The sequence below is a fragment of the Shewanella dokdonensis genome, from assembly GCF_018394335.1.
GTDB lineage: Bacteria > Pseudomonadota > Gammaproteobacteria > Enterobacterales > Shewanellaceae > Shewanella > Shewanella dokdonensis.
Genome location: NZ_CP074572.1, coordinates 381,238 through 397,210, shown reverse-complemented (window position 1 = coordinate 397,210; position 15,973 = coordinate 381,238). Strand labels below are relative to the sequence as shown.

At 49.2% G+C, this 15,973-nt stretch carries 5 protein-coding genes and 3 pseudogenes; 1 reads left to right on the top strand and 7 read right to left on the bottom strand.

Annotated features, from left to right (window positions below):
- Positions 1–241 precede the first annotated feature (241 nt).
- A complete protein-coding gene (locus tag KHX94_RS01845) occupies positions 242–2,356 on the top strand; it encodes an Ig-like domain-containing protein (protein WP_213682161.1) in 2,115 nt (704 codons plus the stop codon).
- Here the strand turns inward: KHX94_RS01845 and KHX94_RS01840 are convergent.
- The 7 genes and pseudogenes from KHX94_RS01840 to KHX94_RS01805 form a co-directional block, all read right to left on the bottom strand.
- On the bottom strand, positions 2,259–3,974 hold the full coding sequence (locus KHX94_RS01840) for a hypothetical protein (protein WP_213682160.1): 1,716 nt from the start codon (positions 3,972–3,974) through the stop codon (positions 2,259–2,261). The two genes, KHX94_RS01845 and KHX94_RS01840, sit on opposite strands and share 98 nt — an antisense overlap.
- Positions 3,975–4,189: 215 nt before the next feature.
- Positions 4,190–5,558 (bottom strand): annotated as a pseudogene (locus KHX94_RS21645) (sigma-54 dependent transcriptional regulator).
- 92 nt (positions 5,559–5,650) lie between these two features.
- On the bottom strand, positions 5,651–6,544 hold the full coding sequence (locus KHX94_RS01825) for an MBL fold metallo-hydrolase (protein ID WP_244859281.1): 894 nt from the start codon (positions 6,542–6,544) through the stop codon (positions 5,651–5,653).
- Between the two features lie 103 nt (positions 6,545–6,647).
- Positions 6,648–9,687: pseudogene (locus KHX94_RS01820) on the bottom strand (efflux RND transporter permease subunit).
- Positions 9,684–12,947, bottom strand: a complete 3,264-nt coding sequence (locus KHX94_RS01815; protein ID WP_213682158.1) for an efflux RND transporter permease subunit — start codon at positions 12,945–12,947, stop codon at positions 9,684–9,686. The pseudogene KHX94_RS01820 and the gene KHX94_RS01815 overlap by 4 nt, the downstream one beginning before the upstream one ends.
- Before the next feature lie 18 nt (positions 12,948–12,965).
- Positions 12,966–14,029: pseudogene (locus tag KHX94_RS01810) on the bottom strand (efflux RND transporter periplasmic adaptor subunit).
- A 289-nt stretch (positions 14,030–14,318) separates the two neighbouring features.
- Entirely contained in the window at positions 14,319–15,605 is a 1,287-nt protein-coding gene (locus KHX94_RS01805; RefSeq protein ID WP_213682157.1) for a citrate synthase, read from the bottom strand.
- Positions 15,606–15,973: the final 368 nt, after the last annotated feature.

The window sequence follows — 15,973 nt, the reverse complement described above, 5'->3', positions numbered from 1 at the left end:
GCATTTTTACTGGGTTTTAGCCTATATACATTCATTTGTACCTGCCCTAGAATGCCTACGCCAAACAGGTAAAAATCTGTCAGCCACACGATATGAAACATATGTCACGGTTCGGCGGAAAGGAAATCCTCCGTGCATACACGTTTCAGCTAGTTGAATAGCAACATCACAACAATGTCGCACCTAGCTCACGGTTCGCAGCAGCGATGTGTTTTTGCCCAAACCTGAATGAGATGTACGAATGAAATATTCCGCCATAATGCTGCTTAGCAGCCTTTTCCTTAGCAATGCCTTTGCTGCCGATATGCGGCGGTTTGAAGGTGAACTTTCGCTGAATGTTGAAGATTACCAACAACATGCCATCAGCCACTACCAGTTACAGGACTCGCAAGGGCAGCACCACGATTTATGGTTATCTGAGGCACCTAAATGGTTGCGCCCTGGACAGCGAATCCGAGTGTTTGGTAAAGCCATAGGTAAGCAACTACAGGTCACCGATAACAACATCAGCCTGTTGCAGTCCACGGAGACACTGACATCAACGCAAACTGTGAGTGCTAGCAGCGCGATGGTTGCGGGCGAGCATAGTGTGCTGGTAGCGGAAGTGAATTTTGCCATCAACCCGATAGTGAAATTCACTCAGGCAGAGATCCAAGAGCTGCTGTTTAACCAGTCTGCTGCCTTCTATGCTGAAAGCTCTTATGGCGCGATGACACTCTCTGGGGATGTGGCTTCAGCCGTGACCGTTGATGTTGATGTCTCTGTGTGCAACACCGATGCGTTAGCTCAGGCGGCTGATAGTGAACTGAATGCTCGAGGTTATAATCTTGAGGGTTATGACCACATCATGTATTTGATGCCGACACATCCTAAATGTACCTGGTCAGGCAAGGCTAACGTTGTGGGCAAACGCAGTTGGATTAAGCGGGTGCAGCTATCAACCATCAATCATGAACTGGGGCATAACCTTGGGTTGTACCATGCAAACAAGAAAGATTGTGGCGATTTGACTACTAAAGATAGCAGTGAATGCACCATCTATGAATATGGCGATTATCTCAGCGCCATGAGCGGTACCAATACCGCTAAACATTTCAACGCCTTCCACAAAGAACAACTGGGTTGGTTGAGTGGTAATCGTGTCGTTACGGTTCAAAGTGACACCCGGGTGACGTTATCGCCTGCGGAGTTTGACGGAAATTTTCCACTGCTGCTGAAAATACCCAATGGTCAAGACAGTGCTGGCAATGCGCGGTTTTACTATATCGAGTATCGGCAGGCTGTTGGGTTTGATGCTGCTCTGGCGAGCGATGCCCCAGGTATGCTTGATGGCATACGTTTACGCGAAGGCGTTACTAATAACCCAGCAAGCAGCTATTTACTCGACCCTACACCTAACAGTAGCGATTATGACTGGGATGATATTAGTCTGTCCCCTGGACAAGTATATGAGCAGCAAGGAGTTCGTCTTGAAGTTGTTGCTTCTGATGCAGCATCTGTCACGCTGGATGTTTCTATGCCGAGCGCTTCGGCGCAATGTGTGCGAGCTAGCAGCACGCTTACCGCCCAAAACAGTGTGGCGCAATTGCAGCAAGGGCAGCAAGCTTCCATCGATCTGCTGCTGGTAAATAACGACAGCAACGGCTGTAGTGATGCGGTATATAGTCTGTCGGTACAGCATGATGATGGACTTTATACCTCACTCAGCAGCACCAATATTACGCTAGCGCCTGAAAGCAGCACGCATCTGACGCTGGCTGTAACGGCAATACAAGACAGCGGTAGCAATGCTTGGCAAGTGGACGGAACACGTCAGGCTAGCTCTCAGACACTTGTGGCGGGTGGAAACATTATGCTGTCGCAAGCCATCAGTAATACTGCGCCACAAGCACTGGATGATAGTTTCAGTAATATCACTGGCGCCACGGTACTCAATGTGATGGCGAACGACAGTGATGCGGATGGTGATGTATTGCAGGTGAGTGGTACGACTCAAGGGCAATATGGCAAAGTGGTGGTCAATCCAGATAATACATTGACTTACACGCCGTCTAAGCGCTTTAAAGGCAGTGATCACTTCAGTTACAGCATTACTGACGGCGAGTTTACCTCGTCCGCGACAGTGACTATCAGCAATAGCGCCTCTTCCAGTGGTAGCGGCACGACAGTAAAAGGCGGTGGTAAAGGAAAAACGGTTAATTACCCAGCTATTAAAAAAGGGCTGCATGAGCAGCCCTTGGGGGCTTTAGTGATTAACGCTAGTCTTGCGGCGGTGTCAGCGGACACAAATCACAATTGGCTGTGGACGAGTTGCCTATGGTCGCTAATTCACCTGTATCAACCACAGGTGATGTAGCTTTAGCCGTTGCAGTATTAGCGAGGCTACCACTGGTGCCATTCGGTAGGGTTGCTGGCAGATAGTCACCTGTGGTGACATTACAGACATTGCCACCGAAATTACCTTCCTGCATCCCACCATTATTGACGCAGAACTGATTGCCATCGCAACTGTAACCCGCACCGCAATCTGCATTGGTCAAACACATTTTCGGAAAATCCAAACTGAACATGGCTTGCAGATTGGGATCCACTGAGTCTGTCAGCGAAACGTTCAGCGGCGCATCACCTGTGTTACATACGGTGACATCGTAGTCCTTACGCAAGGCTACCACACCATTGGTTGCTTCCAGCGACAAACTACAGTTTTTATGAATGGTCAGCATTGGGCTCAACGCCAGCGAATCACATGTTGCGGTATACTGATCTGCCACTATGCTGGCAGCGCCAAAGCTGACACTGGCATCTACAGTGTTGGTTCCACCATTAACATCAGAAATGTAATAGCCGTTATAGGTCAATACTTCATTTGGCGCCCAACCATCAGCACCATTGGCAAACATACTTACGCCCTGAGTCACCATAAATGGCGCGGCATCACTGGGTGCATCATCTACGGTGACAGTTTCTACTGCACCTATGCTGCCGATGCCGGTATTGGTGAGTGACAGTGTATAGTCAATGCGGAATTTATTGTCGGCGGTCAGTTCTGTGGCGCCACAAGTCTTGCTGATGGCAATGCTACACAGCGGAAAGTTGCCACCGAGGAAATCTTTCAACTGGGCAGTTTCAGAACGTGATGAACGGGTTTCGATTAAGAAGCTGCTGAAACAGGGAATTTCACTGATCCCCGCAGCCATAAATGCCTGGCTGACATTCAAACGGCCTTCAAACAGCGACTCGATAGCGTAAACATTGAGGGTACCTTCTTTGTTGTCATACGGCCATAAACCGTTGACTGTGCCCGCCAGTTCCACCTGTTCGTTGGTTATTGCACAGGCAATGCCTGAATCGCCCGCCGTACCGCACTTAGCGCCGGAAGCCCCAGATGCGTATAGCAGATCCAGATGTTCTGAAACGCTGCCACCGGCATTTACCCAGCGCATTACCTGTACGTATGGCACTGAATTGGAACCTTGTGGATATTCCATAATGATGAACAGGTCATTCTCCTGGTGCTGACCAGTAAACTGGTTATTGGCTCCTGGCCCCACCTTATCTTGGAAGAACCAGAATCCCATGATGGCATCACCGTTATTGGCATAACGTTCAGCCCCAAAGTAGAACACCAAGTCATTACCTCCGGCACCATTGTCAATAAAATAGGCCGAGGCATAACCGTTACGCAGGTCATCTTTATCGGGTACTGCGCCATCGCGATACCACCATTCAGTGACATCCAATGTATCTTTAGAACCCCCTTTCCAAAAAATAGTTTGGGGTGGCAGGTCAGCAATAACCCCCGTGGTTACATTGGCCATACTGGTGCTCAGATTAATGTTTTGCCAGTCATCCAAGGCGGTTTCTTTGACGGCGTTACCATCCAGTTCGACCTTGTCCACTGTAGCTTGCACCCCATAAAGGGTAAACGTGCAGGCACATAGCAGTGCGGTACGAAACAATCGGCTGAGTTTCATAGCATGCTCCTCTCTGTGTGATGTTAAACGGAATCTCGTTGCACCCTGCAAACCTCTGCATACTAGAATTCCGCAGCTAAACATCAGCGATAAAGCAAGCGTTGAACCATTATTTAACATGGTGAAATATAAAATTATTTATTCTTTTTTGAGTAATTTGTGTCTCAGAAATGAAACGGCATGTAGCAAACGCGAAGCAACAATGACACATATGTTCAGGGGCGAATGTGGCACTTCTTTAACAGGCGGTAAAAGGTTGCCCGGGAAATATTGAGTGCCCGAGCGGCGGCAGAAATATTGTGTTTATTATCGGTAATGGCTTTTAGTAGGACTTCGGTATCTAGTTCGTCACGGCGGTCGGCCAGGTCTGCACATTGTTGGTGGGGGTTCAGCGATGATTCCAGACCAAGTAATTTGGCGCTGATAATGTTGTCATCACTCATGACGACAGCACGGCGAATACGGTTACGCAACTCGCGCACATTGCCCGGCCAGTCGTAGTGCTGCATGGCACTGACCGCATCGTCACTAAATTGCAATTGCTGCCCAGAAACGAGGCAATCTTCAAGGAACTGGCGAGCCAGCAGTGTGACTTCCTCACTATATTGCCGCAAGCTGGGTACATGTAACCTCAAAACATTAATGCGATGATAAAGATCTTCTCGGAAGCGTCCCTCTTCAATGGCGCTTTCCAGATCCTGATGCGAGGCAAATAACAGCCGACAATCAATGGGCAGCAAAGTGTTACCACCAATGCGGGTGATCTGCTTATCATCCAAAAATGCAGCAGGTTGACCTGAAGATCTAATGGTAGATCCGCGATTTCGTCCAGAAAGAGTGTGCCATTATCTGCTTGTTCCAGATGACCAATGTAACGTTTATCGGCACCGGTAAATGCGCCTTTTTCATGGCCAAAAAGCGTTGAGTGGATCAGTCCGGCAGGCAATGCCCCACAATTAATAGTGATGAATGGACCATCACGGCGACGGGACAGATGATGCAGCCAGCGGGCGCACAGTCCCTTGCCGGAACCCGTTTCACCACTGAGCAATACGGTTTCATCTGAGTTGCCAAATTTATGTAGATTATTGCGTAGCTGCTGCAATAAAGGATGCTCTCCTTGTATTATCGGCACGCGCTTATCTGTTGGTTTATGTTGCGGGGTTGGTGACATCAACTGTGTCATGCCCCACATATGCCCAAGGGTATCGGCAAAACGATTCCAATCCAGGGGTGATGATAATAATCGATAAAGTTGGCCGAAAGTAACCAACTACAGCGTTGATCGAGCGTATTGTCGGTGATGGCTAGCCAGTGTATTTGTGGATACTGGCGCTGGATAAGCGCAATCTCTTTGGCAAGATACTGCTGGTTACCACTGTGAATGGCCGCTACTGCTACGCTGATGTCGTGTTGTTGCAGATGCACCAACGCCTGTGCCGCTGAGGTGGCATGTTGGCAACACCAAGCCGTACTTTTCAGTTTCTCACTGCACTCCCGTAGGCTGAGATCAGGATCCAACACTAATAAGCAACGCTTCCAGACCTTACTCCCATCAGGAGGGCACTTACCAGGCTGGTCCATAGCGTTTTCGGGTGTAGTTAGCCCTTCATGTTATAAATTTTAGGAAAGGTTTACGGTGGCAACAAATACTAACCACCGTATTTTGTGAGTTTTTAATGGGCCGGTAGTCCCTGGTACAGCGTGCGGATCCAACGTTCTTTGGGTATAAAGTTCCAGCCCCAGTTCTGCCAGCGTTCAGGTAACGGTGTTGCTAGCATCTCCGCCACTGTTTTATTGACACGTTTGCCATCTTGCATCCAGTTGATACAGTCATCCAACATATGTTTAAAGCGCAGCAAGTCGGCACGGGAAGCCAGCGAACCGTGACCCGGAATAATTTTAGTATCGTCTTCGGTCAGCTCTAGCATTTTGGCAACCGCATCACGGTAGCCCAGCACTGAGCCGCCATGTTCGAGATCAATAAACGGGAAGCGATCTTTAAAAAACAGATCGCCCGCATGCAGCACTTTGCCATCGTGCCAAAGCACTATGGTGTCTCCGTCAGTATGGGCTGGCCCAAGATGCAGTAAGCGCATGTTCTGGTTGTTGATGTGAACCGCCAGTTCTTGGTCAAAAGCCAATACCGGTAAGGCTTTCGCGGGCGCTTGTTGTTCTGTCAGCCGCGTCAGGACATTTGTTTGCGCCATGATAGTCGCGCCATGTTCGCCAAAATAATGGTTGCCACCCGTATGATCTGCATGGAAATGGGTATTGATAACGTACTTGGGGAAACCTTCTTGCAGCTGTCGCAGTGCCGCCATAATCTTATCGGTCATGGGCGCATATTGCGTATCAATGAGCAGTATGCCGTCCTTGCCAACACTTACCCCGAGGTTGCCGCCTGCGCCTTCTAGCATATAGCGCCCAGGCGTGAGTTCAGTCAGTTTAACCGTCACGTCGGCAAAGGCGTTTGCATCAGCAGCCAAGGCCGTTGGAAGCGGGATAAATGTTGCTAAGAGTAAATAACCCAAGAACTGGAATACGCTTGTTAATCGTCTGGATGTCACGGCCTTTTCCTTAAGTTGCCATATTTATAGAGAACACAATACTGTTCCGCGCTGGAATCGCCAACAAAAAAGCTGCCGCAGCAGCTTTTTCAGTGCAACAACTTTAGGTCCAAGGTAATAGTCGGCGGCTTAGCTGCAATGAGTGACCAAAATACATGGCACTTGCATGACGCATGCGGTAAAACGCCTGATAACACAGTGGTACCAAGTACAAACTCGTTAAGGTAGAAAAGCTCAGCCCACCAATGATGGCGATGGCCATTGGCGCATAAGCCGGCCCCCGCACCGATTTGTGTCTGGCCTACTGCCAGCGGCACCAGACCGAGAATGGTAGTCCCAACCGTCATCAGTACTGGCCGCAGACGGGTGATACAGACATCGGATATCACCTTGGATAGCGCATCTAGTTCCGGTGTCATCTGATTTATCTGGTCTACCAACACTATGCCGTTATTAACGACAATGCCCATCAATACCAAGATACCAATCATTGCCATGATAGACATAGGCGTGTGAGTGAGCAGCAGCGCCCAGAACACCCCGGTGATGGAGAACAAAATGCTGGTGATGATGGCACTGGGCAGTAACAGTGACTCAAATAGGGCGGCCATGACGATGTAGATCATGGCAACGGCCAACAACATATTCACCAGCATTACTGACTGTTCTTCATCCTGTTTTTCAAAACCGCCAGTTAAGGAAAAACGATAGCCATCAGGGAAATTCACGTGTTGCATGACTAGCGTGATCTCTTTCTGCGCCTGTTCCATGCTGATGCCTTCGAGATTCGCACCTATCGAGAGCGCGGTTTCGCGATTGTAGTGACGGATAACATCGAACCTAGGCACGATCTGGATGGCGGCAATATTGCTGAGAGTAAATACTTTATCGCCGATTCTCGCGACCGGGAGTTGCTTCAAGGTTTCCAGCGATTGTTGCCATTGCTTGCCATACAGCAGCTCAATACGTAGCTCGCCACTGGGATCATGCCGAAATGAGCGAAGTTGGCTACCACGTAAGGCGGTGCCGATAGTGCTGGCAATATCATTCAGCTTTAAGCCAATACGTGCCGCTAATTCACGGTCAATGTGGATCACCACTTCCTGCTGTGAGCCGTTCAGTTCTGAACGGACATCCTGCAATCCCTTAATATGTGACAGCAAGGGGATCACCTGCTGGCTGAGGCGGATAAGTTCGCTGGTGGAGCGCCCGGTCAAAGTTACGCGTACGCCAGAGGTATCATCGCCCCAGCCAAACTGGGGTTTAGCAAAGGCATATTTGGGAAAACCTTCGCGGATCTGTTTTTTCAACGCATCAACTTCTATCGGTAAGTCTGGTTGCAGCAGAATGACCGAGCTAGCCTCATCGGTGGCGTAGTAGCTGTATACCGCGTCAATATGAAACTTCTCTTTATTGGCGTACAGGTACTGTTCCATCTGATTGACCATGGCTTCTGTAACTTGCAGGCTGTGGCGACCTTCTACCTGATAGTTGATGTACATGCGTTCGGTGCTGTCGCTGTCCTGGTTGTCTTTTTGTACTAATTGCAGTGGTATGGCAGTGGACAGTAAAATTAACACGGCGATCAAGGTAGAGGTTTTAGGGTGTAGCAATACCCAATCAAGGCTGCGCTGATAATGCCGTTGCATTTTCGGTGGTGTCGCATCGACGATTTCTTTTTTCAGTTTAATATGTGCCAGCAGCAGCGGAATCAATGTTTTGGCTACCAACAGCGAGGCTGCTAATGAGATACAGATGGCAACCGCAACGTGTTCCAGCATCACGGTAAGCTGAACTTTGACACCAAAAATATTCGGCAGAAAGACAATCGCGGTGGTGAGTGTGCCCGCCAGCACTGCTAGCGAGACTTTATCAACCCCGGCAATAATCCCTTGGATGCCACCGTGATGGTGTTGCTGTTCTTGCAGTACGCTTTCAGAGACCACCACGGCGTTATCGATCAACATGCCAATGGCTAGCAGTAAGCCCATCATCGACAACACGTTGAGGCTGTAACCAAAGAAGTACATGCCGGCCAGTGTTAATCCAATAGAGATAGGCACTGATGACACCACTATCAGCGTCATCGGCAGGTTGCGCAAAAACAGATACAACACCACAAATGACAGCAGGGCACCGATTAATCCAGACATCAACAGTTCATGCAGCGAGGATTCAACTTCCAGTCCCTGGTTATCCATAATGAACAGCTTGATACCGCGGAATTGCTGATCCTGCTTGACCGCATCGATGACTTTGATGACTTTGCTGGATACATCCACCAGATTGGCGCCAGATTCTTTAAAAATATCCAGTCCAACTGCGTATTTCTGATCCAGATGACGGCCTTGGGTACGTTCCGGCAGTGCAAATCGGATATCTGCCACATCGCCAAGATGTAGTCCGGGGGCGATGGTCAGCGCACCGATTTCGTCGAGATTACGGAATTCCCCTTTGGGCGATACTTGATACAGCACGCCATCATCACGCAGGTTACCACCGCTGATAATAAAGTTTTCCCGCAGTAACTGCTTACGCAATTGTGGCAGTTCAATGCCACTGGCGGCCAGTCGCTGCGCGTCTATACGCACCTCAATCTGTTTCTGATCAACCCCGTAGAGGGTGACTTTAGAGACGCCATCCACCCGTTCGAGTGGCCTGCGCAGCTGTTTATCCAGCAGATCGAATGCTGCCGACAGCTCGCGGTCACTGGAGATGCGAACCGTCAGTACCGGCATATCGGCAGTAGAAAATTGCTGGATCAACACCCGTTCCACATCATCGGGCAACAGATGCCGCACGGCATCTATTTTCTCACGGGCTTCTAGGCTGCGAGTGGCAACGTTTTCACCCCATTTCATTTTGATTTCGATCTCACTGCCATCTTGGCTGGATTTCGATTTCAGCTCATCCACGCCGCCCATAGTGGCTAAGGATTCTTCTAGCACGTTGGTGATATCGCGCTCAACTTCGGCCGGAGAGGAACCTTTGTAGGGCACTTGCACATCGATTTCTGGAATATCAATACCCGGTAGCATCTCCAAAGGCAGCATGCGTGCAGCGGCCATACCAAATAGCAGGATTGCCATAAAAAACATGCTGGTGGTGACCGGGCGCTTTAATGCCAATTCCGTCAGGTTCATGCTTGCGCTCCTGTGATCTTGGCGGCTGGATCAGCACTCGCCTCGTAAGTTTTACGGTCAAACAGGGCGTACAACACCGGAATGACCACTAAGGTCAGCAGGGTCGAGAGGCTCAGACCAAAGATCACGGTAATGGCCATAGGCGCACGGACTTCTGCACCATCACCTAAACCGATTGCCATCGGCAGCAATCCCAGTGTAGTGGTCAAAGTAGTCATTAGGATTGGCCGTAATCGCGATGCTGCGGCCTCGCGGATTGCGGTGAGTTTTTCAACGCCGGCTGCACGTTGCTGGTTGATGCGATCGACCAGCACAATGGCGTTGTTGACCACGATCCCCGCCAACATGATCAGACCAATAAAGACAATGACAGACAGTTGACTGCCGGTCAGCCACAGACCATAGATACTGCCGCTCAGCGCCATGGGAACCGCCATCAGGATCAATAGCGGATGCAGCAAGGATTCAAACTGGCTGGCCATAACGATGTACACCAGAAATACCGCCAGCAACAGGGCAATCTTTAGTGAAGTGAAGGAGCTTTCCATCTCTTCATTTTGACCGCCGAAGCGAGTTTGCACTGAGGCTGACATAGGCACTTTTGCCAGTAACTGGCGGGCATTGGCAACCGCTTGATTAAGATCGCCATAAGCCAGGTTGGCAGAGACAATCGCGACCCGCTGTTGACTGATGCGGTTAATCGCTGAGGGGCCGAGCGTCAGTTCCACATCGGCGACCGCACTTAATGGCAGAGGGTGGGTGCTGTCGGGGTTGATCAGCATGGCGCCGATATCACTTATCTGCCGTCGCTCGTCTGCCTCGCTGCGTACCAGAATGTCGATTTTACGTTCGCGCAGGGTATATTTACTGGCGACTGTGCCACCTACACGTTGGGCAATTCGCGCGGCAATCGTGGGGGCGTCCATGCCCAGTGCTGCAATACGGGCATGATCAAAACGGATACTGATCTCCGGCTGACCATCACGCAGCGTGCTGTTGATGTCGGTAAAGCGCGGGTCTGTTCCCAATGCTTTTACCAACGCATCAGCGCTTTGTTTTAATGGCCCAAGTTCATAGCCACTGAGTTCGATTTCCAGCGGTGTCTTGAAGCTGAATAATTCTGGAAACTTGATATTAGCTTCCAGTTCCGGGATGGTTTTAGCGCGGGCTCTCAGTTTGGCGGCAACTTCATTAAAGGCATGGTGATCGGCCAACACCACCTGTAATCGCCCCCAGTTCTCGCCGCCGCGACTGGTGTCTGAGGTCATCAAGCCGCCACTGCCCGCTTGGCTGTAGGCATGTTTTACCGCTTTATCGTCGCTGATAACGGATGCCAGTTGCTGCAACACTTTATCGGTATGGCTGACTTCAGTGCCTGGCGGCAGCAAGATTTCTACATAGAATTCGCCTTGATTCATCGGTGGGATCAACTGCATGCCTAGGCGGTTTACCAGCAAGCCTGCTGATGCGGTAAACAGCAGCGCAATCGTTATCGTTAAAGCTTTGTGCTGTAACGCACTGTTTAGCAGAGGTTGATAAACATGGGCTAACAACCGATAACCAGCGTTGAATACTGCTGACAGTGGCCGCATCACTAAACCCGCTAACCAACTGCACAATCTTAGCAGCAGCAAACTAACTGTCATCAGCGCTCTTGGCAGCCAGTTCAACAACAGCGTGAACGGCAGGGCAAAGACGGTAGCGCTGTAATAGCGGACTTTTCCCCAGCGACTGGCAGGAAGCGGTTTAGGCAGGTGTTTAACCAAGGGCGGTAATGTTTTGAAACCTTCGCGGGAAGCCAGCATTGGAATTGAGGTCAGTGCCACCAACAGTGAGGCTAATAACGCAAAGGTGACGGTGAGTGCTTGATCCTTGAACAGGGCTCCGGCAATACCATCCACAAAAATCAAGGGGACAAACACCGCCAACGTGGTCAGTGTCGATGCGGTGATCGCGCCGGCCACTTCACGGGTTCCGGTCACGGCAGCATCAAGCCGGTTCATGCCGCTTGCTTTACAACGGTCGATGTTTTCCAGTACCACAATAGCGTTATCCACCAATAATCCTACCGCCAGTGCGATGCCGCCCAGTGACATAATGTTCAGGCTGAGTCCGGCAAAATACATCATGTTAAAGGTGGCGATGACGGAAAATGGAATGGAGATAGAGATGATCAGTGTGGGGATGATGTCTCGCAGAAACAGGTAGATCACCAACATCGCCAGCAGGCTGCCGATTAACGCGGAGGAGGTGACTTCACTGACGGCGCTTTCAATAAATTCCGATTGATCGTAGATCACTTCCGGTACTGGCGCGCCGGTTTTGGCCGCTTGCACCTGCATCCGTTGCAGTTGTTGCCGTACCTTCTGAGCAACCGCAACTGTATTGGCATCCCCTTCTTTGTAAAGCGCCAGTTCAATGGATTCTTTACCGCCAATACGGGTGATGTCCGAACGCTCTTTAAAGCCATCAGTCACCTGGGCAATATCTCCTAAGCGCACTAAGGTTGTGCCATTTTTATAGACGATAATGTTGGCTAATTCGCTGAGGTTACGGAATTGGTTAACTGTTCTTACCAGATACTCTTTGTCACCCTGAACCACTTTCCCGGCAGACAGGTTGATATTTTCTTCAGCAATACGCTGTTTAATGAGTTCGCTGCTCAGGTTTAACTGTGACAGTTTCTGCTGGTTTAACAGAATGTGGATTTCCTGTTCCAGTCCACCCGACAAACGAACCGATGCCACGCCGGGCAGGGTTTCCAGCTCGCGCTTTAGCTCCTCTTCGGCGTAAGTGCGCAGTCGTTTCAGTTCTGCTTCACTGCCATCTTTCGCCGGTAATGCCAGACGCATGATGGGGTCGAGGTTGGGGTTAAAACGTAACAGTACCGGTTTGTCTATATCCAGTGGCAGTTCTATGGTATCGAGCTTTTCACGGACTTCCAGTCCAGCGAGATCCATATTGGTGCCCCATTCAAATTCCAACGCGACATCTGAGGTGCCGGAACGGGATACTGAACTGATCTTGCGCAGACCTTTAACAATCCCTACGGCTTCTTCAATCGGTTTGCTTACCAGCTGCTCAACTTCTACTGGCGCCGCGCCATTGTATTGCGTACGGATAGTGAGGGTAGGGTAACTTAAGTCCGGCAGCAGCTTCACGGCTAGCCGGGAGAATCCCACCATCCCAAATAAGATAATAGCCAGCATAAACATCCAGACGGTGACTGGACGTTTCACCGAAGTGTCAATCATCGACATTGCAGTAGTCCTTGATAATTATTTGGCGGCGGTAAGACTTAATGGCGACAACACTTCAACCAGTGATTGGTCTTTCAGGTTATGCTGCCCGCGTACAACGACTTGCTCCCCAGGTTTAATGCCGCTGATAACCTCGACTTTATCGTCTTGGCGATATCCCAGCTTCACTTCTCGGCGTTGTGCCTTGCCATCCTGAATGACATAAAGCGCTTGAGTATCATCTTGATTAATCACGGCATTGTATGGCACGACTGGCACGTCATTATGGGTGTCGTATTTCAGTTGTACCCGGGTGAACATCCCGGCTTTCATGAGATTTTGCTGATTGGGCACCGACAGAGTCACTTTAAAGGTGCCGCTGGTACTATCAATCACAGGACTAATACGTAATACCGTTGCGGCAATATGGTCTGTTTTATTGCGGTAGACTTGGGCTTCCTGTCCCAGTTTCAGGCTGGCTAACTGTTGTTCCGGTAAATGCATGATGCCGTACAGCTCATCTTGCTGAACAAGGTAAAACAGTTTGTCGAACTCTTTGGCCATATTGCCTTCTTTGACGAAACGGCTGGCAATCACGCCATCAATGGGTGAGCGGATCTCGCTTTCTGTCACCTGTAGCGCTGCCAGATCTCGCTGGGCAATCGCCGATTGCAGGCTGTATTCCAGTTTGGACACACTGTCAGCGCTGATGAATTCTGGGTTTTTCATCTTTCTGTAGCGTTCCAGTTCTTGCGACAGGATCCTTACTTCAGCTTCATTGTGGGCCAACTCATAACGTTGCTGACGGGCATCAATCCTGGCCAGCACTTGGCCTTTGGTGACGCGATCACCTTCTTCCACATAGATATGTTCAATCACGCCCGCAATCCGGGTCGCAACATTCGCTTCTTCTGGCGCTTCCAATGTGGCAGTGGTGCTGTAATAGGAAGACACCTGACCTTCTGCTACTGTGGAAATTTCTACTGGGATGGCAAACTGCTCTTCTTTTTTGTTTGTTGTTCTTCACCACAACCACTGAGCATAAGCCCAGCAAATGCGGCAGCAGCAATACTGTTAATAACAAAGGTGGATGTTGATTTCATTTGAAGATCCTTATCATTCAGATTGCAGCAGTAAAAGCAAGACTGGTGCCATTAATTTATTTCTATTTTAAAACAAATAGTTAAATGTAATTTGGGGCCGCTAATAGTACCGTTAACCGCATGATGTAGCGAAAGCATTTACTAATTGGTGAATTTTGCTAATTTCGGTAACAAAAGCGTTAATTGTGGCGACAGATCGCAGAGTTAGATGACAGCTACAGGCAATTAGGTTGGAAAATAAAAATGAAAAAGGCGCCATTAGGCGCCTTTGGGGATCAATCAGAAGGGGTTAGCGTTTTCCCAGCGGTACAAAATCACGCATGCTGTGACCAGTATACAGCTGCCGTGGGCGGCTGATCTTGTGACCAGGCTGATCCAACATCTCTTTCCAGTGAGATACCCAGCCAACGGTACGGGCCAGGGCAAAAATCACGGTAAACATGCTGGTTGGAATACCAATTGCTTTCATGATAATGCCGGAATAGAAGTCAACGTTCGGGTACAGTTTCTTGGAGATAAAGTATTCATCTTCAAGCGCAATACGTTCCAACTCCATGGCAACATCCAGCAATGGGTCATCAATCTTCAGCTCGCTCAGCACTTCATGACAGGTTTCGCGCATGACTTTAGCCCGAGGATCAAAGTTTTTATAAACACGATGACCAAAGCCCATCAGACGGAATGGATCATTCTTGTCTTTGGCTTTTTCAATGAACTCAGGAATACGGTCAACTGAGCCAATCTCTTCCAGCATCTTCAGACACGCTTCATTGGCACCGCCGTGAGCCGGACCCCACAAGGAAGCAATTCCCGCGGCAACACAAGCAAATGGGTTAGCGCCAGAGGAACCTGCCAAACGTACTGTAGAAGTAGAAGCGTTTTGTTCATGGTCGGCATGCAGAATAAAGATGCGATCCATGGCCCGTTCAACAATAGGGTTGACCTTGTACTCTTCACAAGGCACACCAAACATCATTTGCAGGAAGTTTCCGGCATAACTGAGGTCGTTACGCGGATACTGGAACGGCTGACCAACAGAATATTTGTAGCACATAGCGGCGATAGTTGGCATTTTGGAAACCAGCCGGTAAGCCGCTACTTCGCGGTGTCTAGCATCGGTGACGTCCAGAGAGTCCTGATAAAAAGAGGACAAGGCACCTGTTACCCCACATAACATGGCCATTGGGTGGGCGTCGCGACGGAATCCGCGAAAGAAGAACGCTAACTGTTCATGCACCATAGTGTGGTTGCGAACAGTTTTGGTGAACTCTTCATACTGGGTTTTAGACGGCAGTTCACCGTACAGCAACAGATAGCACAGATCCAAGTAACTGGACTCTACTGCCAACTGGTCAATAGGATAACCCCGGTGTAACAGTATGCCTTTGTCACCATCTATATAGGTAATCGCTGATTCACATGAGGCGGTGGCGAGAAATCCCGGGTCGAAAGTAAAGTAACCTTTGCTGCCCAGTTTACTGATGTCGATCACATCGAAACCAGCTGTTCCCTGTTTTACTGGCAGTTCTATTGAGTCATTCCCTGGAAGTTCTATTTTGGCTATTAGTTCAGCCATACCCCAATCTCCTTAACTTCAATTATGTGAGTGCGGCGTATCAATCGGCCATTACTTTACAAGTAATCTAGATCACATTTCAATTTAAATAAGCGTTTAAATCCGTTAGACATTGGTATAGGTAAGACCAATTTCCCTGTTAACTCTACAGCTTACGGTAAAAAATAATGAAAAAAATAAAATTTCCAGAATGTGATGTTTGTATTTGACTTTTGCGACGAGTATACTTTGCTGCGGTCCTTGGGGGCTATAAACAGGACGCTTTTACCTCTCTTTGTATAGTCTATAAATATGAATAGGGTCAACTAGTTACCTGTTTGTAATAAGCAGTCCATTTGCCAAAGTTGAAACGTGACTTGCGTCACAAA